20 protein-coding genes and 1 tRNA gene are annotated in these 23692 nt (G+C 68.3%); 15 read left to right on the top strand and 6 right to left on the bottom strand.

Features of this window, described 5'->3' with window-relative positions:
* Nucleotides 1-11 precede the first annotated feature (11 nt).
* From SL003B_RS17760 to SL003B_RS17745, 4 genes are all read left to right on the top strand, one after another.
* A complete protein-coding gene (locus SL003B_RS17760; protein WP_013654251.1) occupies nt 12-938 on the top strand; it encodes an ABC transporter permease subunit in 927 nt (308 codons plus the stop codon).
* A complete protein-coding gene (locus tag SL003B_RS17755; RefSeq protein ID WP_013654250.1) occupies nt 935-1756 on the top strand; it encodes an ABC transporter permease in 822 nt (273 codons plus the stop codon). The genes SL003B_RS17760 and SL003B_RS17755 overlap by 4 nt, the downstream gene beginning before the upstream one ends.
* Before the next feature lie 210 nt (nt 1757-1966).
* Nucleotides 1967-2662 (top strand): CoA transferase subunit A, encoded by a 696-nt coding sequence (locus SL003B_RS17750; RefSeq protein ID WP_013654249.1) that lies wholly within the window; start codon nt 1967-1969, stop codon nt 2660-2662.
* Between the two features lie 21 nt (nt 2663-2683).
* Complete coding sequence (locus SL003B_RS17745) at nt 2684-3319, top strand: CoA transferase subunit B (RefSeq protein ID WP_013654248.1); 636 nt, start codon at nt 2684-2686, stop codon at nt 3317-3319.
* Between the two features lie 105 nt (nt 3320-3424).
* Here SL003B_RS17745 and ftsH read toward each other — a convergent pair whose 3' ends face one another.
* The 5 genes from ftsH to SL003B_RS17720 all read right to left on the bottom strand — a co-directional run bounded on the left by ftsH (nt 3425) and on the right by SL003B_RS17720 (nt 13259).
* Nucleotides 3425-5239 (bottom strand): ATP-dependent zinc metalloprotease FtsH, encoded by a 1815-nt coding sequence (ftsH, locus tag SL003B_RS17740; protein ID WP_013654247.1) that lies wholly within the window; start codon nt 5237-5239, stop codon nt 3425-3427.
* A 73-nt stretch (nt 5240-5312) separates the two neighbouring features.
* Entirely contained in the window at nt 5313-7064 is a 1752-nt protein-coding gene (locus SL003B_RS17735) for an ABC transporter permease (protein WP_242390279.1), read from the bottom strand.
* Between the two features lie 91 nt (nt 7065-7155).
* On the bottom strand, nt 7156-8208 hold the full coding sequence (locus tag SL003B_RS17730; protein WP_013654245.1) for a Fe(3+) ABC transporter substrate-binding protein: 1053 nt from the start codon (nt 8206-8208) through the stop codon (nt 7156-7158).
* A 272-nt stretch (nt 8209-8480) separates the two neighbouring features.
* Nucleotides 8481-9455 (bottom strand): threonine dehydratase, encoded by a 975-nt coding sequence (locus SL003B_RS17725; RefSeq protein WP_013654244.1) that lies wholly within the window; start codon nt 9453-9455, stop codon nt 8481-8483.
* A gap of 108 nt (nt 9456-9563) precedes the next feature.
* Nucleotides 9564-13259: an ATP-binding protein gene (locus tag SL003B_RS17720; RefSeq protein ID WP_013654243.1), complete on the bottom strand. Its 3696-nt coding sequence runs from the start codon at nt 13257-13259 to the stop codon at nt 9564-9566.
* A gap of 330 nt (nt 13260-13589) precedes the next feature.
* On the opposite strand from SL003B_RS17720, the gene SL003B_RS17715 reads away from it, so the two are divergent.
* From SL003B_RS17715 to SL003B_RS17680, 8 genes are all read left to right on the top strand, one after another.
* Nucleotides 13590-13973: a phasin gene (locus SL003B_RS17715; protein ID WP_013654242.1), complete on the top strand. Its 384-nt coding sequence runs from the start codon at nt 13590-13592 to the stop codon at nt 13971-13973.
* 291 nt (nt 13974-14264) lie between these two features.
* Complete coding sequence (locus SL003B_RS17710; RefSeq protein ID WP_049792610.1) at nt 14265-14783, top strand: phasin; 519 nt, start codon at nt 14265-14267, stop codon at nt 14781-14783.
* Between the two features lie 275 nt (nt 14784-15058).
* A tRNA-His gene (locus SL003B_RS17705) sits at nt 15059-15135 on the top strand.
* 340 nt (nt 15136-15475) lie between these two features.
* Entirely contained in the window at nt 15476-16870 is a 1395-nt protein-coding gene (locus SL003B_RS17700) for a hypothetical protein (protein WP_013654240.1), read from the top strand.
* Nucleotides 16871-16880: 10 nt separating this feature from the next.
* The gene (locus SL003B_RS23110) at nt 16881-18014 is read left to right on the top strand and encodes an SH3 domain-containing protein (protein WP_148259339.1); all 1134 of its coding nucleotides are present in this window, start codon (nt 16881-16883) and stop codon (nt 18012-18014) included.
* Nucleotides 18015-18145: 131 nt separating this feature from the next.
* Nucleotides 18146-18973 carry a sulfite exporter TauE/SafE family protein gene (locus SL003B_RS17690; protein ID WP_013654238.1) on the top strand — a complete coding sequence of 276 codons (828 nt, stop codon included), beginning with the start codon at nt 18146-18148 and terminating at the stop codon, nt 18971-18973.
* A 166-nt stretch (nt 18974-19139) separates the two neighbouring features.
* Nucleotides 19140-19838: an AzlC family ABC transporter permease gene (locus SL003B_RS17685; protein ID WP_013654237.1), complete on the top strand. Its 699-nt coding sequence runs from the start codon at nt 19140-19142 to the stop codon at nt 19836-19838.
* A complete protein-coding gene (locus SL003B_RS17680) occupies nt 19831-20151 on the top strand; it encodes an AzlD family protein (protein WP_041375622.1) in 321 nt (106 codons plus the stop codon). The genes SL003B_RS17685 and SL003B_RS17680 overlap by 8 nt, the downstream gene beginning before the upstream one ends.
* On the opposite strand, the gene SL003B_RS17675 is transcribed toward SL003B_RS17680, so the two are convergent.
* Complete coding sequence (locus SL003B_RS17675; protein WP_013654236.1) at nt 20095-21684, bottom strand: bifunctional aminoglycoside phosphotransferase/ATP-binding protein; 1590 nt, start codon at nt 21682-21684, stop codon at nt 20095-20097. The genes SL003B_RS17680 and SL003B_RS17675 overlap by 57 nt on opposite strands.
* 213 nt (nt 21685-21897) lie before the next feature.
* Here SL003B_RS17675 and SL003B_RS17670 point away from each other — a divergent pair, with 213 nt between their 5' ends.
* The 3 genes from SL003B_RS17670 (at nt 21898) to lysM (ending at nt 23476) form a co-directional block, all read left to right on the top strand.
* Nucleotides 21898-22278: a hypothetical protein gene (locus SL003B_RS17670; RefSeq protein WP_013654235.1), complete on the top strand. Its 381-nt coding sequence runs from the start codon at nt 21898-21900 to the stop codon at nt 22276-22278.
* Nucleotides 22279-22392: 114 nt separating this feature from the next.
* Nucleotides 22393-22851 (top strand): Hsp20/alpha crystallin family protein, encoded by a 459-nt coding sequence (locus SL003B_RS17665; protein ID WP_013654234.1) that lies wholly within the window; start codon nt 22393-22395, stop codon nt 22849-22851.
* Between the two features lie 187 nt (nt 22852-23038).
* Complete coding sequence (gene lysM, locus SL003B_RS17660; RefSeq protein WP_013654233.1) at nt 23039-23476, top strand: peptidoglycan-binding protein LysM; 438 nt, start codon at nt 23039-23041, stop codon at nt 23474-23476.
* The last annotated feature ends 216 nt before the right edge of the window (nt 23477-23692 follow it).

The following is a 23692-nucleotide window of genomic DNA, read 5'->3' as shown; positions in this document are numbered from 1 at the left end:
GGACGGGATCCATGGATGGGTTCGCTTCGGACAGACGCAAGGCCTCCCTGGGGCGGTTCGTCCTGGTCGTCGTACCTTATGCCTGGCTGCTGGCGTTCTTCCTGGCGCCGTTCTTCATCGTCTTCAAGATCTCCCTTTCCGAGGTCGCGGTCGCCATTCCGCCCTATCTTCCCGTCTTCGACCTCGCCGAGGGCTGGGCCGGCATCCGGGACGCCGTCGTCGCATTCTCCTTCGACAACTACCTCTGGCTGGTCGAGGACGACCTCTACTGGAAATCCTACCTGTCCAGCGTCTGGATCGCCGGAACGTCGACGCTGATCACGCTGGTCGTCGGCTATCCGATCGCCTACGGCATGGCGCGCAGCCCCAAGGCCTGGCGCCCGACGCTGCTGATGCTCGTGATCCTGCCGTTCTGGACCTCGTTCCTCATCCGAGTCTACGCCTGGATCGGGATCCTCAAGAGCGAGGGCCTGCTCAATCAGGCCCTGCTCGCCATCGGGCTCATCGACACGCCGCTGACGATCCTCAACACCAACACGGCGGTCTATATCGGCATCGTCTATTCCTACCTGCCGTTCCTGGTCCTGCCGCTCTACGCCAGTCTCGAGAAGCTCGACGAAAGCCTGCTCGAGGCGGCTCAGGATCTTGGCTGCCCGCCCTGGAAGGCGTTCTGGGCGATCACCTTCCCGCTTTCCATCCCGGGTGTCGTCGCCGGCTGCTTCCTCGTCTTCATTCCCGCTGTCGGCGAGTTCGTCATCCCCGATCTGCTCGGCGGCTCCGAAACGCTGATGATCGGCAAGACCCTGTGGGTCGAATTCTTCGCCAACCGGGACTGGCCGGTTTCCTCGGCGGTGGCGGTGGTACTGCTGCTCATCCTGGTGGTGCCGATCGTGCTGTTCCAGCACCAGCAGCAGAAGGCATCGGAGAAGGCGGCATGAGGTCCGGTCCCACCTGGTTCAACGTCACGTCCCTGGCGCTCGGCTTCGCGTTCCTCTACCTGCCGATCCTGATCCTGGTCGTGTTCTCCTTCAACGCGTCCCGGCTGGTCACCGTCTGGGGGGGCTTCTCGACCGTCTGGTACGTCGAACTGCTGAAGAACCAGCAGCTGCTCGACGCCGCCTGGGTTACCGCCAAGGTCGCCTTCCTGTCGGCCAGCGTCGCCACCGTGCTCGGCACCATGGCCGCGCTCGTGCTCGTCCGCATCGGGCGGTTCTGGGGCCGCACCCTGTTCTCGGGCATGATCTATGCGCCCCTGGTCATGCCGGAAGTGATTCTCGGCCTGTCGCTGCTGCTTCTGTTCGTCGCCGTCGACCAGTCGCGCGGCTTCTGGACCGTGATGCTTGCCCACACGACCTTCGCCATGTGCTATGTCGCGGTCGTCGTCCAGTCGCGCCTGATCGGCTTCGACCGTTCGCTGGAGGAGGCTGCCCAGGATCTCGGCTGCCCGCCGGCGCGTACCTTCTTCGTCATTACCCTGCCGCTGATCATGCCGGGCGTCGTCGCCGGCTGGATGCTCGCCTTCACCCTGTCGCTGGACGATCTGGTCATCGCCAGCTTCACCACCGGCCCCGGCGCGACAACCCTGCCGATGAAGATCTATTCGCAGGTGCGCCTCGGCGTCACGCCCGAGATCAACGCCGTCTGCACCATCCTCGTCGGGCTTGTCACGATCGGTGTCATCGCCGCCTCGATCGTCACCAAGCGGCACGAGGTTCAGCGGCGCAAGGACGAACAGGTGGCCCTGCGCCAGGCCTGAGGGGACTGCCGCCGCCGAGTGCCGGTTTGGTCGAACCGTCTTTCGCCCAGTTGACGCGCTTGGGGATTCCGAGTCTTGTTGCAACGCAACCTGATTGCCGCGTCAGGTCGTGCGCGTCGGCGCCGATCGGCGGCGGCCGGTCTTGACGCTGTGCGCGGCTTGCGCTCAATACGGATGGTTTCGGCCAGGGTGGGTAGTGAGGAGACAAGGATGAACAAGGTTTACCCCGACGCGGCGGCCGCGCTCGACGGATTGGTGTTCGATGGCATGACCATCATGGCCGGCGGCTTCGGCCTGTGTGGCATCCCGGAAAACCTGATCGTCGCCCTGCGCGACAGCGGGGCGAAGAACATCACGGCGATTTCCAACAACGCCGGCGTCGACGATTTCGGCCTTGGACTGCTGCTCCAGACGCGCCAGATCAAGAAGATGATCTCCTCCTACGTCGGAGAGAACGCCACCTTCGAGCGCCAGTATCTGAACGGCGAGTTGGAGCTGGAGTTCAATCCGCAGGGCACGCTGGCCGAGCGTATCCGCGCCGGCGGCGCAGGCATCCCCGGCTTCTACACCAAAACCGGCGTCGGCACGTTGATTGCGGAGGGCAAGGAGCACAAGGTGTTCAACGGCGAGACCTACATCCTGGAAACGGGCCTGGTCGCCGACGTCTCCCTGGTCAAGGCCTGGAAGGCCGACAAGGAAGGCAACCTGATCTACCGCAAGACGGCGCGCAACTTCAATCCGATGATGGCGACCGCCGGCAAGGTCACCGTGGTCGAGGTCGAGCAGATCGTCGAGATCGGCGAACTGGACCCGGACCAGATCCACACGCCGGGCATCTTCGTCGACCGGATCATTTCCGGCAGCCACGAAAAACGCATCGAAAAGCGCACCACGCGCGCAGCCTGACGGGATTTGAGGAGAGACGACATGGCCTGGACACGCGACGATATGGCCAAGCGCGCAGCGCAGGAGCTGCAGGACGGCTTCTACGTCAATCTCGGGATCGGCATCCCGACCCTGGTTTCCAACTACATTCCGGAAGGCGTCCACGTGACCCTGCAGTCGGAGAACGGCATGCTCGGCATGGGGCCGTTCCCGACCGACGACGAGGTCGATGCCGACCTCATCAACGCCGGTAAGCAGACCATCACCGAACTGCCGCAGACGAGCTACTTTTCCTCCGCCGACAGCTTCGCCATGATCCGCGGCGGGCATATCGACCTGTCCATCCTCGGTGCCATGGAAGTGTCCGAGAAGGGCGATCTCGCCAACTGGATGATCCCGGGCAAGATGGTCAAGGGGATGGGCGGCGCCATGGACCTCGTTGCCGGCGTCAAGCGCGTGGTCGTGATCATGGACCACACGTCCAAGAGCGGGGAGTCCAAGCTGCTGAAGGCATGCACCCTGCCGCTGACCGGCGTCGGCTGCGTCGACCGCATCATCACCAATCTCGGCGTCTTCGACGTCACCGACCGCGGCCTCGCCCTTGTCGAGCTGGCGCCGGAGGTGACGATGGACGAGGTCAAGGCGGCCACCGACGCCCATCTGTGGGTTGCCGCCTGAAGCCTGCCGAAAGCACATGAAAACGACGGGGCCCGGTCGTCGCGACCGGACCCCGGTTCTGTGCACCGGGTCGACGCCCGCGCTTCAACGCTTGGGGCGACCGCGCTACTCCGCGGCCGCGCGCCGCGTCTGCGGCCGGATCGCGGGAAAGTCGTCGGCGGTCAGCACTTCCTGCTTCAGCAGCAGCGCCGCGCCGGCCTCCAGTTCCTTGCGGTGCTGCGTCAGGATATCGACCGCGCGCCGGAACGCCGCCTCGACCCGCTCCTTGACCGCAAGGTCGATCTCGCGCGCCGTCTCCTGCGAGGCGTCGGTGACGTCGCCCATCGGCTGGTTCAGGAACGATTGGCGCGGCGCGGCATAGACGCGGTTTCCCAGCTTGTCGTCCATGCCGTAGCGCATCACCATCTCGCGGGCGATCTCCGTCGCCCGTTCGATGTCGTCCGAGGCGCCGGTGGAGATTTCGCCGAACATCAGCTGCTCCGCCGCCCGTCCGCCCATCAGCACCGTCATACGGTGTTCCAGGTCCTCTGTGGTCAACAGGAAACGGTCCTCTGTCGGCCGCTGCATGGTGTAGCCGAGCGCCCCGACGCCGCGCGGAATGATCGACACCTTGTGCACCGGATCGACGCCGGTCAGGTTGGCGGCGACCAGCGCATGGCCCATCTCGTGATGGGCGACCGTGCGCCGCTCCTTGTCGTTGAGCACCCGGCTGCGCTTTTCCAGCCCCGCGACCACCCGCTCCACAGCCTCGGTGAAATGCGATAGGTTGACTGCCTTGGCATCGGCGCGCGTGGCCAGCAACGCCGCTTCGTTGACCAGCGTCGCGAGGTCGGCACCGGAAAAGCCGGCGGTGATCTGAGCCACCTGGTCGAGATCGGTCCCTGGCGCAAGCTTGATCTTTTTCACGTGAACGTCGAGGATCGCCCGCCGGCCGCTCCGGTCCGGCCGGTCGACCAGCACCTGCCGATCGAAGCGCCCCGCGCGCAGCAGTGCCGGGTCGAGGATTTCCGGCCGGTTGGTCGCCGCCAGCAGGATGATGCCGACGGAGGGGTCGAAGCCGTCGAGTTCGGCCAGCAGCTGGTTGAGCGTCTGTTCCTTCTCGTCGTTTGCGATCATCGGGTTGGCGCCGCGCGCGCGCCCCAGCGCGTCCAGTTCGTCGATAAAGATGATCGCCGGGGCTGCCTTGCGGGCCTGCTCGAACAGGTCGCGCACGCGCGCTGCGCCGACACCGACGAACATCTCGACGAATTCAGAGCCCGAGATGGAGAAGAACGCGACGCCGGCCTCGCCGGCCACCGCGCGCGCCAGCAGCGTCTTGCCGGTGCCCGGCGGGCCGACCAGCAGGATGCCCTTGGGCACCCGCGCGCCGAGCCGGCCGTAGTTCTCCGGGTCCTGCAGGAAGTCGACCAGTTCCTGCAACTCGCGCTTGGCCTCGTCGACGCCGGCGACGTCCTTGAAGCTCACCTTGATGTCGCGTTCGACATAGACCTTGGCCTTGGACTTGCCGACCGTCATCATGCCGCCGAAGCCCTGCTTCTCGGCGATGCGGCGGATGAAGAACATCCACAGGCCGAAGAAGAACAGCACCGGAATGATCCACGACAGCAGGTCGCGCAGGAAGGTCGACTGGATCACGCCGGTGAACTTGACGTCGTACTGGGTCAGCTGTTCGGCCAGCGGCAGGTCGACCCGCGTGGTGATGAAATACTCCTTGCCGTCCTGCGGCTCGCGGAACTTGCCCTCGATCGTGTTGTCCTTGATCGCGATCTCGGCGATCTTCCGATCCTTCAGGTACTGCTCAAACTGGCTGTAGGGGATCGGCTCGATGGTCTTGTAGGCCGTCCACCAACTCTGGAAGGTGAGCAGCAGGAACACGGCGGCGACCGCGTACCAGACGTTGATCTGATGCTTCTTCTCCATTCCCTGGCTCCTGCCGAGTCGCGGTCCTTTGGGCGATTGAGGCGCCTCGGGCCGCGCCTGTCAATGACCGGGGTCATGCCCTGGCGACGCGCGCTCGCGCGCCGGGAGTGCCGGTCCGCGCGCTCGCCCGGTCGCGGAACGAGGCTGCGCTGGTGCGCGCCAGCAGGATCACCGGCAGCAGGCCGACGAGCATGATAGCCAGAGACGGCAGGGCGGCGTCCTCGAACGCCTCGCGCGAGGCGGCTTCGAACACGGTCGTGGCCAGGGTGTCGAAGTTGAACGGGCGCAGCAGGATGGTCGCCGGCAGTTCCTTCATGCAGTCGACGAAGGCGAGCAGCAGTGCGGACAGCAGGATCGGCCGGATCAGCGGCAGGTGGATCTGGGTCAGCGTGCGGCCGGCGTTTCGCCCGAGCGTGCGCGATGCCATGTCGAGATGGACCGAGATCTTGGCGAAGCCCCCGTCGACCTGACCGTAGGCGACCGCCAGGAAGCGCACGACATAGGCGTAGACCAGCCCCGCGCCGGAGCCGAGCAGCAGCAGCCCGGTGCCGAAGCCGAACAGGTCGCGCATCGCCGCGTCGACCATGTTGTCGAACCGGGCAAGCGGAATCAGGATGCCGACCGCCAGCACAGTGCCCGGTACCGCGTAGCCGATCGAGGCGACGGTGGCGCCGAACCGCAGCACGGGCGAACGGCTCAGCCGCAGGCCGTAGACCAGCACGACGCTGATCGCCACCGTCGCGACCGACGCGATGATGGCGAGTGCCATGCTGTTCCACACCGCCGACAGGAAGGCCGGCGCGAGGAGGTCGTCGAGGCGACGGCTGGCGCGGTCGGCCAGAAGCAGCGCCGGCAGCACGAAGCCGAGCAGGACCGGCAGCGCGCAGGCCGCGAAGGCGAGCCAGGCGCGCAATCCGGTCAGCATGTAGCGGGACGGCGCGTGGTGCTTGCCGCGGCCGGCGTCGAAGCGCTGCCGCCGGCGGGCGAACCGCTCCAGGCCGATCAGGGCGAACACCATCACCAGCATGGCGCAGGCGAGTTGCGCCGCCCCGGCGAGGCTCGAGCGATGCAGCCAGGTGTCGTAGATCGAGAAGGTCAGCGTCTTGACGCCGAAGAAGGTGACGGCGCCGATGTCGTTGAGGCATTCCATGAGCGCCAGCGATACGCCGACGGCGATCGCCGGGCGCGTCAGCGGCACGGCGACGCGAAAGAACAGGCGCAGCGGCGACGCTCCGAGCGTCCGCGACACGTCGAGCGCGGACGCCGACTGAATCAGGAAGCTCGCGCGTGTCGTCAGGTAGACGTAGGGGTACAGCACGGCGCTCATCACGAAGATGGCGCCGCCGAGCGAGCGGATCTCGGGGAACCAGTAGTCGCGCGCCGAGGTGAAGCCGAACACGGCGCGCAGGGCCGACTGGACGGGCCCGGAATAGTTCAGGATCTCCACATAGGAGAAGGCGATGATGTAGGTCGGGACGGCGAGGGGCACGAGCAGCGCCCAGTCCAGGATGCGCCGGCCTGGAAAGCGGCACATGGTCACCAGCCAGGCGGTGCCGACGCCGACAACGCCGGTGGCCAGGCCGACGCCGAGCATGAGCAGCGCGGTGGTGCGCAGCGAGCGCGGCAGCACGGTGCTGAGCAGGTGCGGCCAGACGTCCCCCGACGATCCGCTGGCGATCACCGCTATGGCGACGAGCGGCATCAGCACCAGCGCCGCCATGGCCGCCGCCACCGCGAACCACGCGCGCTCGACCGGGCGCACGGGTCCGGCCGTCGCTCGGTTCGGGGGCGCCGCATGCGCGCCAGGGTCGGGTCTGTCGGTCATCTGGCGGTTGCTATTACCGGTTTCCGTGGGGAACGCAAAGGGGCGCCGCGCGGAACGCGGCGCCCCTTTGGCGATGGGCAGGCGGCAGGTCTCAGCTTGCCGGGCCTTCGTCGAAGCCGACCCTGTCGACCAGCTCGCTGGCCGCCTTGCGGTTCCTGGCGATCTCGTCGAGCGACAGCGTGTCCGCCTTCAGCTCGCCCCAGGACTTGACCAACTCGGACGGCGCGACCGCCGGATCGAGCGGATATTCGTGGTTTGCCTCGGCATAGATCTGCTGCGCCTTCGGCGTCGACAGGAACTCGATCAGCTTGACGGCGTTGTCCCTGTTCGGCGCGTTCTTGGCCAGCACGACGCCCGAGATGTTGACGTGCGCACCGCGGTCGGTGGCGTTCGGGAACAGGATCTTGGCGGAGTTTGCCCAATCCTTCTGTTCCGTCTCCTTCTCGTTGGTCAGCATGGCGCCCATGTAATAGGTGTTGCCGAGCGAGATGTCGCATTCGCCGGAGAAGATGCCCTGTACCTGCGAACGGTCGTTGCCGGACGGCTTGCGGGCGAGGTTGTCGCGCACGCCGGCGAGCCATTTCTCGGTCTCCTCGGCGCCGTGATGGGCGAGCATCGAGGCGATCAGGCCGATGTTGTAGACGTGCTGGCCGGAGCGGGTGCAGATCCGGCCCTTCCACTTCGGATCGGCCAGTTCCTCGTAGGTGATCGAATCCTGCTCCACGCGGTCCTTCGACGCGTAGACGACGCGCGCACGCATGGTCAGGCCGACCCAGTGCCCTTCCGGATCCCTGTAGGTCGCGGGAATATTGGCGTTCACGACGTCGGAGGTGACCGGCTGGGTGATGCCGAGCTGCTTGGCCCCGTCGAGGCGGCCGATGTCGACGCTCAGCAGCACGTCGGCCGGCGAGTTGGCACCTTCGGCCGCGATGCGCTCGTCGAGGCCGTCGGCGGCGTAGATGACGTTGGTCTTGACGCCGGTCTCGGTCGTGAAGGCGTCCAGGAGCGGCTGGATCAGAAACGGCTGGCGATAGGAATAGATATTCACCTCGCCGTCTGCGCGCGCGACCGTGCCGGTCAGCGAGACGAGCGCCGTCGCCACGAGGGCGGCATTGGCGAGAGAGCGGACTTCGTGCAGCTTCATCATTTCCTCCGGTCCTTTGGCCCAGGGGCCGGTTTCTGCCGGCCATTGTCGTTGGATATCTGACGCAGCGGAAATATGACTACAGCATTCCAGAAAGTCAATAAAGGCTTTCAATTCAATAATTTAGAATCATTCAAATGTAACTTGAGGGTAAAATGCCGAAAATCGGCAGGCAAATCCGGGCCCTGGCTCCGGGTATGCGGAGACGTCACGGCACGGGTCGCGATCCGTGCCGCCGGCGGGTCGCCTGCGCGCTCATCACGTCTCGGTGATCAGGGGGCGGCTGCGGGCACGCCGCCCGTCAGGATCGTGGCCATCCAGTCGCGGTCGATGTTCTGCCCGCTCAGCACGACGCCGACCTTGTGGCCGCCGTAGACGCCCTTTTCCGCCGCCAGCGCGGCCAGCGCAGCCGCGCCGGCGCCTTCGGCGAGATTGTGTGTCGCCCGGTAGAGAAGCCGCGTGGCGCGCACGATGTCCTGGTCAGACACCCGCACGATGCGCTCCGCGCCCTCGCGGATCACGGCGAGTGCGTTCGGATCGGGCATGCGCACCGCCATGCCGTCGGCGAAGCTGAAGCCTGGGCCGGTCTCCACCAGGCCGCCGGTCTCGACGGAACGGGCGTAGGCGTCGAAGGCCTCCGACACGACGCCGATGATGCGCGTCTTCAGGCCGAGGGCGTTGCGGGCCGAGATCATGCCGCAGATCCCCGAGCCAAGCCCGATCGGCACGTAGACCGCCGCAAGGTCCGGACAGGCGCGCAGGAATTCCAGCGCATAGGTTGCCACGCCGCTGACCAGGTCGGCGTGAAACGACGGCACGAACACCAGCCGGCGTTCCTCGCACAGCCGTGCCGCATGCGCCTTGGCGGCGTCGAAATCCTCGCCGTGTTCGATCAGGTCCGCCCCGAGTGCGCGCATGGCGGCATTCTTTTCCTTGGAGTTGCCGAGCGGCACGACGATCGTGGCTTTCATGCCGAAGCGGCCTGCGGCGAAGGCGATGCTCTGGCCGTGGTTGCCGCGCGTCGCGGAGATGACGCCGGTGCCGGGCGCCGCGTGCCGGGCCAGCCCGGCCATGAAGGCGAGCCCGCCGCGCACCTTGAAGGCGCCGACCGGGGTGTGGTTCTCGTGCTTGACCCACACCTCCGCGCCGAGCGCTTCGCGCAGCAGCGGCCAGGCGTATTGCGGCGTCGGCGACAGGTGGCGGTAGACGATCCGGGCGGCGTCTTCCATCGCGGCAAGGGTCAGCATCGACGGGTCCGTGAGAGGCCGCCCCGCGGGCTGCGGGGTCGGAGCATGGAGCTACGCGTAACCTCTCCGGTCCGGGCCGGCCCGTCAAGCGCGCGGCTGGTCGCGGGTCTATTCCGCCAGAACCCGCTGCGAGGGGAAGGTGATTTCCACCAGCGTGCCCTGCTCGGGCGTCGAATCGATGTGGAACACCGCGCGGTTGGCCTCCACCAGGGCCTTGGTCAGCGGCAGGCCGAGGCCGGTGCCGCCGCCGATGCGGGCGGTATGCACCTGGCGGAACGGCTCCAGCGCGGCGGCAAGGTCCTTGGCGTTCATGCCCGTCCCCGTGTCGCGCACCCGCAGCACCACCTCGCCGTTCGGCTCCAGCGCCGTCGAGACGATCACCTGGCCGCCCGACCTGTTGAACTTGATCGCGTTCGACAGCAGGTTGAGCACGATCTGGCGCAGCGAGCGCGGGTCGGCGACCACGCTCGGCACGGTCGCCGGCAGGCTGGCGCGGATGATCACCCGCTCGCGGTTCGCCTGCGGCTGCATCAGCGCGACGCATTCGCGCACGACATCGTTGGCCGACACCGCGCTGAAGCTGAGGTCCAGCTTGCCCGCCTCGATCTTCGACAGGTCGAGCAGGTCGTTGACCAGGCTCATGATGTGGGCGCCCGATGTGCGGATATCCTTGAGGTATTCCTTGTAGCGCTCGTTGCCGATCGCCCCGAAGCGCTCTTCCATCATGACCTCGGAAAAGCCGATGATGGCGTTCAGCGGCGTGCGGATCTCGTGGCTGATCTTGGCCAGGAAGTCCGATTTCTGCGAGCTCGCCGTCTCGGCCTGCCGCTTGGCCTCGGTCAGTTCCTCCTCGGCCGCCTTCCACTGGGTGATGTCGCGCAGAACGGCGCAGAACTTCATCGCCTCTCCGCCGTTGCCGATCCGGCCGATGGTCATGAACAGCGGGATCAACCCGCCGGAGGCGACCTGGCCGATCACCTCGCGTCCGTCGTTGAGCACGCTGGCAACCCCGTTGCGCGCCAGCCCGTCGAGATAGTCGGTTGCCGAGCGATGGCTTTCGGGCGCCAGGTAGGCTGTCAGCGGCGCGCCGATCATGTCTGCGCGGCTGGCCCCGAACAGCGCCTCGGCCGAGCCGTTGGCCTTGACGATCGTGCCGTGCCGGTCGAGTACCAGCACGCCGTCGGTCGCCGTCTCCAGGATCGTGTCCATCTCAGCGATCCGTTCTTCCGCCGCCTTCAGCGCCGCCTCGCGCTCGCCCAGTTCGCTCGTCGGCCGCGCCTCGGGTGGCGTTTGGCGTTCGGTGACCGAGATCATCAGTCCGCGGCCGCCGTTCCACGGCACGGCATGCATGCGCGCGTCGACGCGCCGCAGCCCGCCGCCGGCAACGCGTACCTTCAGCGTCTCGTCGAGCGTGTCGTCGCCATCGGTGTCCGGCCAATGGTCGTCGGGCTCGACGAACACCGCCTCCAGTCCGCCGGCTTCGCTCAGCGCCTCGATCGAGCCGTAGCCAAGGAGGGCCAGTAGGGTCTCGTTGGCATAGAGCACTTCGCGGTCGCGCACGATGGCGATGCCGATCGGCAGCCGGTCGAGCAGGCGCGGGTCGATCGGCGCCGCCGGGGCCGGCGCCGGCCGGACGGGGGCCGTTGGCGCCGCCTCGGCAGCGGGCTCCTCGTCGCCGAAGTCGCCCTCCAGCCGCGCGCCGAGCGCCTCGGCGATCTTGCGGAACGCCTCGCGCTCCGGCTTGCTCAGCCGCGACGTGTCGACCGGCACCGTCGTCGACGGCCGGCCGGAGAACGGGATCACGCGACCGCCTTCCGCGGCCGGCGCGCCGCGCGTCGGTCCGGGTTCGGCGGCGGCTTCCCCGGCCGCGCCCTCCTTGCCGGCATCGGCCCTTGCGGCTCCCTCTGCCTCGGCCTCGTTCGCCTCGTCGGAGGGGACGTCCGGCTGCGCCACGGCAGCCGGCGGTTCCAGATCCTCGACTGGGCGGAGCCCGGGTTGGGTCTCCGTGGGTTTGCCTTCCCGGGTTTTGGTCTCGTCGGCTTCGGCCGCGGCCTCAACATCCTCGCACGGCGCTTCGGCGCTCGACCCCTCCGCCTCCGCAGGCAACTCCGCTTCCCGAGGCAGCTCTGTCTCTGCAAGGGCCGACCTCTCCTCTTCGGCCTCCGCCGGAGCATGCGGCGTGGCGCCGGTCAGGACCCGTTGGCGCGCGGCGTCGAATTCGCGGGCCAGACTCTTCACCGCCACCTCGATCTCTGCCGGCCGCAGCGGCGCGTCGCCGGAAATGCCGATCCGCGCCGCCTCGCCCTGCCGTTCGGCGCGCGCGAACAGGTCCTCCGCCTCGTCCCCCGCCTCCTCGGCGGACGCCGGTACTTCGGCCAGGATCCCGGCCGGAGAGGCCGCTGCCGGCGGTACGACCGGGGTTTCGGCTGTGGTTTCGGCCCAAGTCTCGGCCCAAGTCTCGGCCCAAGTCTCGGCTGGAGTCTCGGCTAACGGTCCTGCCGGGATATCGGCCGGCGCCTCGATGGGCTTCTCGGCAGGGGACACGGCTAGTGGTTCGGCCAGTGGTTCGGCCAGTGGTTCCGCCAGAGCCTCGGCCTGTGCGGCCTCCTCTGCCTTCGCGTCCGCTGCCTGCACCGCACCGCGCGCGGCCACGGCGGCCTGCGCGTCCGCGAACGCCTCACCGACACGCACGACGCCGAAGCCGCGATAGCCCTCGAACACTCGGCGCCGGTCGAAGGCGGGCAGGGCGGCCATGTCGACCGGCACCCGCAGCGCGGCGTCCGTCACCGGCCAGTCGACCGTCTTGCCGCTCCAGGTGTCGCGGCGCTGCAGGGCGCGCGCTATGCTGCCGCGCGGGTCGAGGCCGAAGCGGTCGGCCACCTCGCTCCAGGTCCTGCCGACGATGTCGGCAGTGGCCGGGCCGAGCACGTCGGCGAATTCGGGCGACAGGAATGTGAAGCGCTGGTCGATGTCCATTTTCCAGGCGAAGCGCACCGGTCGCCCGCGCGCCTCGAACACGAAACGCGGAGTGCGCTCGTCCGCCGTACCGGCAGCGCCCCCCTCCGGTGCAACTCGCCGCTCCGCCAGGGGCTCCGCCGCTTCGGCTCGCTCCGGCTCTGCTCCGCCTCCCTGTTCCGCGACGACCGCCGGGATCTCCGCTTCGGGCGCGACCGCCTCGGGCAGGGTCTCGTTGTCCACCACCGCCAGCAACCGGCCGTCGGCGAGCCGCACGGCAAGGGCGCGATGGCGGCGTCCGCCGGCCCTCGCCTCTCCGGCGGCCGTTCTGCCGGCCGCCTCCGGCAACGCCTCGACGGGGTCGGGGAGCGTGCCGGCATGCGCAACGATCTCGCCGCGAGCGCAGGCAAGCAGCGCGCTGCGCGGCCCGTTGCCGAGCAGCGCCAGGAAATCCGCTTCCGGCGCCCCCCCCGGTACCGCCGTGTCGGCCGTCGCCATGATCAGTGCCGCGTCGCTACCGTCGGCGAGCGTCACCCGCCGGCACAGGCAGGTCAGCAACAGGGCCTTGAGTCCGCGGTAGAAGCGCAACCGGTCTATGCTGGCCCGCTCAAGCGGGCCGCTGGCAGCGATGCGAGCGATGTGCGGGCGTGCCGGCGCGCGGTCCAGCCCCCGGAGACGGCCGAGCGCCGCGGCGTCGCGAGCGCCGAAGAAGGCCGCGCCGGCGGCGTTCGCCCACAGGATCCGGCTGCCGTCCGCCGACCACAGCCAGGCCGCCTGCGCTTCGTGGATCACCGCCGCCGTCTGCGGCAGCGCGCTGAGATCCATGAAGGTCTTCAGATGGTCGTCCATGGCTCAACTCCAACGCGCCGAAGGCTGATACCGGATCGTCTGTGCGGTCGCCTCCCGGTAACTCCTCGTTAATACCGTCAAAGCCGGGAGGCGTCCACGTTCGCGCCCCCCAATGCCGGACGGGGACTTGCTGTGTGGTTAACTCCGCCGTAGCCTCCGGCCGCAGCCGTGGATTGGTGTGTTCGGCCGGGACTCATTGCGGTTGTGACCCCGCCATGGTACCAAGATTTCGCCCGGAACGTCTGCGAGACCGGCTGCGGCGATGTCCCGGGACATCGGTCATGCGGCAGACCGCGGGCAGGGCCGGCAGGCGACAAGGGAGTGCACTGGATGACGGCGGACAAGAAGGGGTTCGAGATCCCCGATCAGATGCGGGACTTCGCGGAAAAGAGCGTGGACCAGGCGCGTAAGGCCTTCGACGACTTCATCGTCATGACTCAGAAGGCCGTTTCCAACGTCGAGGAATCGACCTCCGCCGTGCAGAGCGGTGCGGCGGACATGAACCGCAAGGCACTCGGCTATGCCGAGGAGCACGTCGACGCTGCTTTCCGCTTCGCCCAACAGATGGTGCGGGCGAAGGACGTCGAGGAGATGATGAAGCTGCAGCAGGACTACCTGCGCCGCCAGATGGAGCAGCTCGGCGAACAGGCGCGCGAGTTCTCCGACACGGCGACCCGCACCGCCCAGGAGGCGACGAAGGCGGCCAGGGACTAAGCCTGCCGGCGGGATCGTGGCGGGCAGTTGCTCGCCCCCGCTTGTGCTGTCTGACGCCTTTGGCGGGCACCTGATGCCCGCCCGACGCCTGTCCGATGCCCGTCCGGCGCCATGTCCCCGCGGCCGGCGGATCCTCTTTCATTGCCGTCTATTGTGCAATGCAAAAAAATATTGCAATGCAATATAAGTGTCCCTATATTGGCAGTGCGGATGACGGTAGGGCCTGCGCTCATGGATGGCGCGGGCGGAAGATTTGATGTGATCGCATCCGATGAATCAGGAGATGAGATCATGACTGACACCATTGCGCCGGCTGCGGACAAGGCTGTGACCAAGACCCGCGCCACCAAGACCGCCAAGACCGCGGTCAAGTCCCCCTTTGCCGATTTCGAGGCTTTTGCCATGCCGAAGATGGAAGTTCCCGCGATGGTCCGCGAGATGACCGAGAAGGGCATCGAACAGGCCCGTGACGCCTATGCCAAGGTCAAGACCGCGGCCGAGGAAGCCACCGACCTGCTCGAGGACACCTTCGAGACCTCCCGCCAGGGCGTCGTCGAGTTCAACATGAAGGCCGTCGACGCGGCCAAGGCCAACACCGATGCCACCTTCGCCTTCGTGAAGGACCTGATGTCGGTCAAGACGGTTGCCGAGGCGATCGAGTTGCAGTCGACCTTCGCCCGCCAGCAGTTCGACGCGCTGAGCTCCCAGGCCAGGGACATGCAGGAATTCGCGACCAAGTTCTCCACCGACGTCACCGCGCCGGTCAAGGAAGCGGTCGAGAAGACCTTCAAGGACCTCAAGGCCGCCTGAGGCCTTTCGTCCGGATGAGAATGCGGGACGCCCCGGGGCTTCACGGCCCCGGGGCGTCCTTTTTTTAAAGATCTGGCGGCGGTTACGGCAAACGGGCGTCGGCGCGCTCGGCGCACGCCGATCGCGCCATCTCATCTCCCAACTCGCCCCCAAGTCGCCCCCAACTCGCCCCTTGTCGGGGCCGGCGCGAGGCGCTAGAAGACCTCTTGCAAACGCGGCCCGTTCTCACTATGGTCCGCGCCACTTCCGCAAGGCCCTTCCGCCTTGCCGCCCGTGCAGACGTAGCTCAGTTGGTTAGAGCGTCGGATTGTGGCTCCGAAGGTCGGTGGTTCGAATCCACCCGTCTGTACCATCCTCTCTTCCCTCTCCGATGTTGACACACCCGCAGGACCGGAAGCTGTGATGGCCGCCGCTGCGGATGCCTGTGCCTCGCAACGGATCGTTCCAGCGCCGGTACCGCTGTGCGGCCCATGAAGAATTGACCCGCCCTGCCGCTCAGGCCACTATGTCGATCGGTTTCGGTGGGCCTGGGCCGGGTTGGGACGAGTAATTTCCGCCACACGCCAGAAGACCGGTGTCGGATGAAAGTCATGCCACGGGCGGAACGGCCCGGAAGCCATCGGTTTTCGGCGCTCGCTGCCGGACAGGAACTGGAATTGATCGGAAAATGATTTCGGGAAGACGTTGTTAGGATGCCGTTTCTTGATGCGATTTGCAGATGGATATTGATCGCGGCGCTCGCTGGCGTTGCGGCACTCCACGCCGCCGGCACGGCCGCCGCTCAATCCGTCGACGTCGAGCGCAGCGGCACGCTCTCGAACGTCGTCGTGCGCAAGGGCGCTGCCGGCATCGTGACCGGCGCGCACCTGACCTTCGACCTTGACTGGCTCTATCGCGCCGGCGTCCTGGTCGGCGAACCCTTGGTCAACTGCGGCATCAGGCTGCGCAACCTGCGCGGCACAGTGCGCTTCACGGACGCCGGCAAACCGGCGGAAATCGTCGTCGGCGACAGCAACCGGCACCTTCTCTCCGTGATCGACGTCGGTCTCGTCATGCAGACCGGCTTGCTCGGCAGTTACACCGCCCTGTCCTGCCCCAACGGACTGGTGGGAACCGAGAGCCAGCCCGTTTGGGGCATCCCGTCCGCCTATTCCCTGACAAGGACCTTCTGCTGGCACGGCCACAATCCGGCGTCGCGGCCGACCCTGCCCGAGCGCCTCGGCGCGGACTGGTGTACCGAGGGGCTGGGCGGCCGCTTCATGCCCGAGGATCGTGCGCGCAGCACCTTCGCCGGCTCCGCGGTAGGGACGGCGTTCCACGACCAGGCCTATCCGGTGGTCATGTCGGCGAGCTTCGGCTTTCACGGCCTGATCGGGGAATGGCGACGGCAGCAGGCCGAAAAGGCGCGGGCGGAGCAGGCGTCGGAAGCCGCGGAGACCGCTGAGTCCGCGGAGACCCCTGAGTCCGCTGAGACTGCAGAGCCGGCCGCGGGGCCGGCAAGCGCCCGCCAGGCGCGGCTTCGGTCGCTGCTGGACAGGGTGGCCTCCGGCAATGGCGCCGCAGACCCTTCGCCCGCCGACGGGCGGACCGGGGCGCCAACGACCCTCTCCGACAGGCTCGCTGCATCGCTCCAGCGCGGCGAGAACGAGCGTCGGCGCGCGCAGGCGGAAGTCCGCCTCGCCGCGCTGGACGACGAGCGCGCGCAACTGGACGCTGCGCTCGAGGACGCCCGCGCCGCCTGTGAGGCCGGCCGACCCGTGCTCCGCCTGGAGCGCGACGATCGCTGCGTTCCCTTCTGCCTGCAGGCGGTGCCCCCGCCCTGCAAGAGCCAGGCGGAATGCGATGCGCGGGCCGCGCGGGCGCGCGAGAACGCCCGCCGCGAGAAGGAACGGGAACAGGAGCGCGCCCGCATCAACGCCGATCGCCGCGCCGAACATGCGCGCGCCATGTCCAGATGGGAAGCGCAGGACCATCCAGCCTGCCTCGCCCGCGCCGAAGCCGAGCACCGGCGCTCGCGGCAGGAACTGGACGCCGAGGAGGCCGAGGCACGACGCGTGCTGGCAGGCCGGACCCTGTCCGAAAACTAGGATGCCCGTCATGAAGCTCTTGCCGATCGCCGGTTTGGCGCTCTTTTCAGTCCTCCTTTCGCCGGTCCAGCCGATGCCGGCGGCGGCCCAGACAGCCATCTCGCAGGATGTCGAGATCGACCTCGAGATGGCCGGTCTGGAACGGGCGATCTCCCGCAACGATCACGCCGCCGTCCTGGGCCACATCGAGGCGCTGCGGCGCCTCGATCCCTCGCTCGACGCCGGCGAGCTTCGCTTTTTCGAGGCCCGGGCGGCCTGGAGCCTCGACCAGGTCGACCGTGCCCACGACGCGCTGACGCGGTTTCTTGCCGGTGCCGATCGCGAGTCGGCGCTCTATCAGGAGGCCCTGCACCTCATGCTCGACGTTCGCCCGGCAAAGGCGGCGGCCGACGAGGAGGCCCGGCGGCGCGAAGCGGCCGCAAGGGAAGAGGCCCGCCGACGCGAAGAAGAAGCCCGGCGGCGCGAAGAGGAAGCCCGCCGCCGCGAAGAAGCCCTCCGCCGCGAGCAGGCCGCCCGGGAGGAAGCCCTCCGCCGCGACCAGGCCGCCCGGGAGGAGGCCCGCCTGCGCGCCGAGGAGGCGGAGAGACAGCGGGCGCTTGCCGCACAAGCCGCAGCGGCCGCCCGGCCCGACGTCCCGGACTGGATCGGTCTGGGACGCGACCGCTGCGTGCTCATGGTGGCCTCGCGCCGCACGGTCGGCGAGGCCAGGACCTTCGTGCGCGGGATGGCCGGCGAACTTGCCGACGCGGCGCGGATCTTCGAAAGCGGCAACGGCTGGTTCGCCGTCGCGGTCGCCGCCGTCCGGCGCGACGACGCGCCCGCCGAACTCGCGCGGCTGGGCAGGCAATACGGAATTCCCTCCGACAGCTTCTGCAGCGCAACCGACCGCTTCGTGCGCGAGGTCTTTCCCGACGAAGCCGCGCCCGTGCCCGCCGACTACGTCGCCACGCACCGGGTGTACTCGCAGCAGTCGGGATACCTGAACCTGAGAAGCGGCCCCGGCAACGACAGACCGGTCATCATGCGCATGGACAACGGCACCGAGGTGGTGATGGTCTCCGACAGCGTGCGGGGCTGGGTGCGCATCCTGACCGCCGATGGCCAGCAGGGCTGGGCCTATTCCCGCTATCTGGAGGAACTGTAGGGTTCGTCCCCCACGGCCCTGGCGCCGGTCCGGCGCACGCCACCGCTGGCGCCGGCGGGGCGGCGCGCCTATAGTCGCGCCCCAACCTGTACCGCCCGCCCGGGCGACGAGTGTCGAAGGTCTTCCCGCCCATGGGTGATTTCAGCCTGCTGTCCCTGGCGCTGCTCGCCGCCGCGCTGCTCGCCACCGGCGTCGTCGCCGGCCTCACCGCCGGCCTGCTCGGCGTCGGCGGCGGCATCGTGATCGTGCCGGTGCTCTACTACATGTTCACCGCCCTCGGCATCGAACAGGCCGTGCTCATGCATCTGGCCGTCGGCACCTCGCTCGCCACCATCGTCGCCACCGGCACCTCCTCTGCGCTCGCCCACCATCGCCGCGGCAGCGTCGACATGGCGCTGCTCAAGCGCTGGTGGCTGCCGATCGCCGCCGGCGTGCTGGCCGGCGCGACGCTCGCCGGCAACCTCAGCGGCGGTGCGCTGACGCTGGTGTTCGGCGTCGTTGCGCTGGCCGTCGCCGCCAACATGCTCCTGCGCCGCGAGGGCAGTGCGCTGGCCGAGCGCCTGCCCGGCACGCCTCTGCGCGAGGCGCTCGGCTTTTTCATCGGCTCGGTCTCGGTCATGATGGGCATCGGCGGCGGCACCCTCGGCGTGCCGATCCTGACCCTGTTCTCCTATCCGATCCGCATGGCGGTCGGCACCGCGGCCGCCATCGGCCTGATCATCGCCGTGCCCGGCACGCTGATGTCGGTCTGGTACGGTCTCGATGTGCCGAACCGGCCGCCCTTGTCCCTCGGCTACGTCAACTTGGTCGGCTTTTTCCTGATCATCCCGGCCTCGGTCTATGCCGCCCCGCTCGGCGCCCGCATCGCCCATGCCATCCCGCCGGCGCGCCTGCGGCTGGTGTTCGCCCTGTTCCTCGGCTTCACCGGTGCGCGCATGATCTACGGCGTGCTGACCTGACCGCTTCCGGTGCGGCGCCGCGCGCCGTGAATGGGTGCATCACAAGAATCGATTGGTCTTTGCCGTCGCCGCCGGCCATGCTCCGCTCCCGTCCCCGCATCCGCCTCCGGGCTCAGCGCCCCTTTGCGTTTCCGTTCTCCTCTCGTCCCGTTCCGCTGCGACCGTCATGACCGAACCCACCCGCATCACCCTCGCCGGCACGCTGCTGGGCGCCCGCCTCACCCTGCCGGTCCTGCCCGGCACGGTCGTCTTTGCCGCCGTGTTCGGCACGGTCGCCGCGCAGAAGGGTCTGAGCTTCCTCGAGACGCTGCTGATCAACTCGGTCGTCTTCGCCGGCGCCTCCCAGTTCGTCGCCATGGAGGTCTATGCGGCGCCGCTGACCCTTGCCGGCCTGCTGGCCATGGTCGGCGTCACTGCAGCGGTCAACCTGCGCATGCTCCTGATCGGCGCCAGCCTGCGCCCCTGGCTCGGCACCGTGCCGGGGCTGCACACCTATCCCGCGCTGTTCCTGCTCACCGACATCAACTGGCTCATCGCGCTGCGCCACTACAACGAGGGCGGTCGCGACTGGGGCGTCTATCTCGGCAGCGGCCTCGCCATCTGGGTCGTCTGGTCGGCAAGCGTCGTGCCCGGCTATTTTCTCGGCGCCCTGCTCGCCGATCCTGGCCGCTACGGACTCGACCTCGTCATGCCGGCCTTCTTCACGGCGCTGCTCGTGCCCTTGTGGAAGGGCCGGCGCCAGACTGTCAGCTGGGGCCTTGCCGGTGTCGTCGCCTGGGGTACCTGGGCGACCTTCGGCGGCTACTGGGGCATCCTGACCGGCGCGCTTGCCGGCGCGCTCGCGGGGGCCTTCGTCGATGACTGAGGGGCTGTTTTCCGCCGACGCTCTGTTCGTCGCCGCTGTGCTTGCCATGGCGGCGGTCACCTATTCCCTGCGCGCCGGCGGCTATTTCGTCATGGGTCGGGTGCCGCTGACCGACCGCGTCCGCCGCGGGCTGGAATCGCTGCCGGGCGCGATCATCGTCTCCACCATCCTGCCGATCGCGCTGAAGGGCGGCCTGCCCGCCGCCCTGTGCCTGGCCGCCACCGCACTGGTCATGGGGCTGGTGCGCAAGGACGTGCTAGCCGTTGCCGTCGGCATCGCCGTTGCCGCGGCTGCCCGCGCCGGCGGGCTCTGACAGCGCCGCCAGCGCCCGCTCCAGGGTCTTTTCGGGGCCGTCCGACGCGTCGATGCGAACCCAGTCGATCGGCCCGGGATCATAGCCGAGCTGGATCTCGACCACGGCCGCATTCGCGTCCGAGGCATCGCCGCGGCGGGTCTCGACGCGCGCCTTCAGCGTCGCCGCGCCCGCCTCCAGCCACAGGCCGAGGAAATCCGCCTCGCTGCGCGCCGCGGTCGCCCGTGCCGCCGCCCGTTCGGCCTGCTTGGCGTGGACGGCGTCGAGCACGACGCTATGGCCGCCCGCCAGCGCCCGGTCGGCAAGCTCGTGCAACACCTGGTAGACCGCGTCGGACGCCGTCTGACTGTAGGCCTCGGGCGGCGCCTTGTCCGTCTCGGCGAGATCGAGCCGCGCCTTGCGTTCGATGTCGGAGCGCAGCACGCGCGCCCCCGGCACGCGGCCGAGCGTCGGCGCCAGGCCGTTGGCGAGCGTGGTCTTGCCCGTTCCCGACAGCCCGCCGATGGCGACGAGTTGCGGCGTGTCGGGCTCCAGCGCCGCCAGCGCCAGGTCGAAATAGGCGCGCGCCTGCGCCTGTTCGGCCTGCCGGTGCGCTTCGTCCTGCTGCTGCGCCGCGCTCGCGGCGGCGATCTTGGCGCGGATCGTGGCGCGCATCGACAGGTAGAACGGCAGCGCGGCCAGCGCGTCGCCGTCCGCCTCGCGCCGGGCGAAGTCGAAGTAGCGGTTGAACAGGCGGTTGGCGGCGCGCTGCTGGCCGCGCTCCCACAGGTCCATGATCGGGAAGGCGAGATCGTAGAGCACGTCGCCGGTGGCGATGGCGTCGTCGAACTCGATCGCGTCGAACAGCACCGGCCTGCCGTCGATCAGCGCCACGTTGCGCAGATGCGCGTCGCCGTGGCAAAGCCGCACGAGGCCGAGCCGTCCGCGCGCCTCGATCAGGTCCTTGATCCGCGCCAGCCAGGCGCGTGCCGCTGCCGTCAGCTGGCGCACGCGCGCCGGCGCGAACAACTCCGCCGCACCGTGGAGTGCGGCATCGTTCTGCTCGACATAGGCGGCAAGGTCGGCGATCCACGGCCCGGACTCGCGCCGCGGGGCGGCCTCGTGGGCGGCGACCATCATGCGCGCCAGTGCGTCGGTCAGCGTGTCGTCGAAGGGGCCGGCCTCGGCGATCCGGTCGAGCGTGCGGGTCTCGTCGAAGCGGCGCATGCGCACCGCATACTCGATGGCCGGCCCGTCGCCGTCGAGCGCCAGACGCCCGTTCGCCGTCTCGGTGATGCCCACGACACCGAGATAGAGCCCGGGCGCGAAGCGGGCGTTGCAGGCGATCTCCCGCTCGCAGGCGTCCCGGCGTTTCTCCAGGGTGGAATAGTCGAGGAACGGGAACTTCACCGCGCGCTTGACCTTCAGCGCCGTGTCGCCGCTCAGGAACACCGCGTTGGCGTGGGTGTCGATGCGCACCGCCTTGCCGTCCGCGCCGCCCTCCGGCGCCGGTGTCTCGAGGAACGAGAACACCCGCTCCTGACTGTCGTTCATCGGCCTCTCCCATCGGTCTGGCGCCGCCCGTACGGGTGCGGCCGCGCGCGGGCCGTTCGCAACTGTTCCCCAGTTTCGTACGCTCCGGATTGATCTTGCTCAATGTTTCGTTGCCAGCCGGTGACAGTTTTGCCAAACCGTATGGACGGACCGCGATCGGCGGTCCGCCTGCGCCGAACGACAAGCGAACGCGACCCCGAGGAGACGCCCCTGATGACCACCGCTCCGGCACTCAAGAAGATACGGCTCAATCTGGCCCGGACGAAGGAGTTCCCGAACGGCTCCGCTCGCCATGGCTATGAATTTGTCGCCCCGCTGGACGCCGATGGCCACATCGATGCCGGCCTGTGGAAGAAGGAGCGCGACCGCTGCCGGGTGCGCCGCTTCTGGGGCGACGAGGAGTGGGAGATCGGCCACCTGGTCCATCGCCCAGGCGGCTCCTGGGCCTTTCATTACGACATCGAGGGCGAGGACGACGACGAGGCCGGCTACCGCTTCGGTGCCCATGCCTTCGCGCCGGGCGAATACGTCTCGATCAAGGACGAGGACGGCGAGTTGCACACCTTCACGGTCGTCACGGTGCAGGATGTGTGACGCACACGCCTCGATTGATCGGGATCAATGAAAACGGAGGCCGTCGGCGGCACCGTCCCTCTGTCGTTACTGCCGGCCCTGGCGGGCCGGCCATACGCAAGAGGAGAGTGAACCATGGCTCTGTTGCCGACGCTTTGGGACGACAAGCGCGATCCGTTCGCGGTGATGCGCAAGGAGATGAACCGTCTGTTCGGCGAGGTGCAGAAGAAGCTGCCGGACGTCGAATGGTTCGGCGCGGGCTTCCCGGCCATCGACGTCACGGAGACCGAGGCGGGACTGGAACTGACCGCTGAACTGCCGGGTGTCGCCGAGAAGGACATCGACATTTCCGTCTCCGACCGCCTGTTGACCATCAAGGGCGAGAAGCGTGCCGAGAAGGAGATCAAGGAGGAGGACCGGCACGTCACCGAACGCAGCTACGGCTCGTTCCGCCGCGCCATGACGCTGCCCTTCGCGCCGGATCCCGACAAGGTCGAGGCCCATATGGACAACGGCGTGCTGACCGTGCACCTGCCCAAGCCCGTCGAGGCGCAGGAGCAGACCCGCAAGATCGAGGTCAAGCGCAAGGGCTGAGCGGCCCGGCCGCTCTTTCAGGGACCGGGCGGTCGTGTCTGCCGATGCGGTCGCCTGCGTTTCATTCACCCGTCAAGCCGATCTTCCGTAAGGGAAAATGCGCGTTGCGCGGACCGCTTCGGCGCGGCTATCAAGGGGTGACTTGTGCCGCATCTGTTTCTTTAGGAAGGTAGGGAAGGGGGACGTCATGGGATTTTTCGATTTCGTCAAGGACGCCGGCAAGAAGCTGTTCGGCGGCGAGGATGCCGGGGCTGCCGGCGCCGCGGCCATCGAGAAGGAGGTCGCCGACCTCGGCCTCGAGGGCGACATCAAGGTCGAGGTGTCCGGCGACACGGTGAAGATCGCCGGCGCCGCGCCCACCCAGGAGGCGCGCGAGAAGCTGATTCTCGCCGCCGGCAACGTGCTCGGCATCGCCCGGGTCGAGGAGGACATCGCCGTCGCCGCCAGCGAGCCGGAGGCGACCTTCCACACCGTGAAGAAGGGCGATACCCTGTGGAAGGTGGCCGAGGCGGCCTATGGCGACGGTTCCAAGTACCAGAAGATCTTCGAGGCCAACCGGCCGATGCTCAGCCATCCCGACAAGATCTATCCCGGCCAGGTCCTGCGTATCCCGCCGCTGGCCTGAGCGCCGCCGCCACCGTTGGCGACGGCCGCGCCACGCGCGGCCGTCAGACTGCTGATACGCCGCCAAACGCGTCATCGCTCGCAGCTCACGCTTGGCCGGAATGACAGCGGAGAGGCCGCGGGTGTGTCGACACGCTGCAAGGCGCCGCGCCACGCGCGGCCGTTTTTCCTTTTGGCCGGCCGCCGGCTTTCGTATAACCGCGGCGCGAGCGGGCAA

This window comes from Polymorphum gilvum SL003B-26A1 (assembly GCF_000192745.1).
GTDB lineage: Bacteria > Pseudomonadota > Alphaproteobacteria > Rhizobiales > Stappiaceae > Polymorphum > Polymorphum gilvum.
Note: the sequence above shows the minus strand (reverse complement) of the source record. Positions and strands in the feature narration are given on the sequence as shown.

Coding starts and splice junctions, on each gene's coding strand:
- SL003B_RS17760 (WP_013654251.1), top strand. CDS start 12: ATGGATGGGTTCGCTTCGGACAGACGCAAGGCCTCCCTGGGGCGGTTC.
- SL003B_RS17755 (WP_013654250.1), top strand. CDS start 935: ATGAGGTCCGGTCCCACCTGGTTCAACGTCACGTCCCTGGCGCTCGGC.
- SL003B_RS17750 (WP_013654249.1), top strand. CDS start 1,967: ATGAACAAGGTTTACCCCGACGCGGCGGCCGCGCTCGACGGATTGGTG.
- SL003B_RS17745 (WP_013654248.1), top strand. CDS start 2,684: ATGGCCTGGACACGCGACGATATGGCCAAGCGCGCAGCGCAGGAGCTG.
- ftsH (WP_013654247.1), bottom strand. CDS start 5,239: ATGGAGAAGAAGCATCAGATCAACGTCTGGTACGCGGTCGCCGCCGTG.
- SL003B_RS17735 (WP_242390279.1), bottom strand. CDS start 7,064: ATGACCGACAGACCCGACCCTGGCGCGCATGCGGCGCCCCCGAACCGA.
- SL003B_RS17730 (WP_013654245.1), bottom strand. CDS start 8,208: ATGAAGCTGCACGAAGTCCGCTCTCTCGCCAATGCCGCCCTCGTGGCG.
- SL003B_RS17725 (WP_013654244.1), bottom strand. CDS start 9,455: ATGCTGACCCTTGCCGCGATGGAAGACGCCGCCCGGATCGTCTACCGC.
- SL003B_RS17720 (WP_013654243.1), bottom strand. CDS start 13,259: ATGGACGACCATCTGAAGACCTTCATGGATCTCAGCGCGCTGCCGCAG.
- SL003B_RS17715 (WP_013654242.1), top strand. CDS start 13,590: ATGACGGCGGACAAGAAGGGGTTCGAGATCCCCGATCAGATGCGGGAC.
- SL003B_RS17710 (WP_049792610.1), top strand. CDS start 14,265: ATGACTGACACCATTGCGCCGGCTGCGGACAAGGCTGTGACCAAGACC.
- SL003B_RS17700 (WP_013654240.1), top strand. CDS start 15,476: ATGCCGTTTCTTGATGCGATTTGCAGATGGATATTGATCGCGGCGCTC.
- SL003B_RS23110 (WP_148259339.1), top strand. CDS start 16,881: ATGAAGCTCTTGCCGATCGCCGGTTTGGCGCTCTTTTCAGTCCTCCTT.
- SL003B_RS17690 (WP_013654238.1), top strand. CDS start 18,146: ATGGGTGATTTCAGCCTGCTGTCCCTGGCGCTGCTCGCCGCCGCGCTG.
- SL003B_RS17685 (WP_013654237.1), top strand. CDS start 19,140: ATGACCGAACCCACCCGCATCACCCTCGCCGGCACGCTGCTGGGCGCC.
- SL003B_RS17680 (WP_041375622.1), top strand. CDS start 19,831: ATGACTGAGGGGCTGTTTTCCGCCGACGCTCTGTTCGTCGCCGCTGTG.
- SL003B_RS17675 (WP_013654236.1), bottom strand. CDS start 21,684: ATGAACGACAGTCAGGAGCGGGTGTTCTCGTTCCTCGAGACACCGGCG.
- SL003B_RS17670 (WP_013654235.1), top strand. CDS start 21,898: ATGACCACCGCTCCGGCACTCAAGAAGATACGGCTCAATCTGGCCCGG.
- SL003B_RS17665 (WP_013654234.1), top strand. CDS start 22,393: ATGGCTCTGTTGCCGACGCTTTGGGACGACAAGCGCGATCCGTTCGCG.
- lysM (WP_013654233.1), top strand. CDS start 23,039: ATGGGATTTTTCGATTTCGTCAAGGACGCCGGCAAGAAGCTGTTCGGC.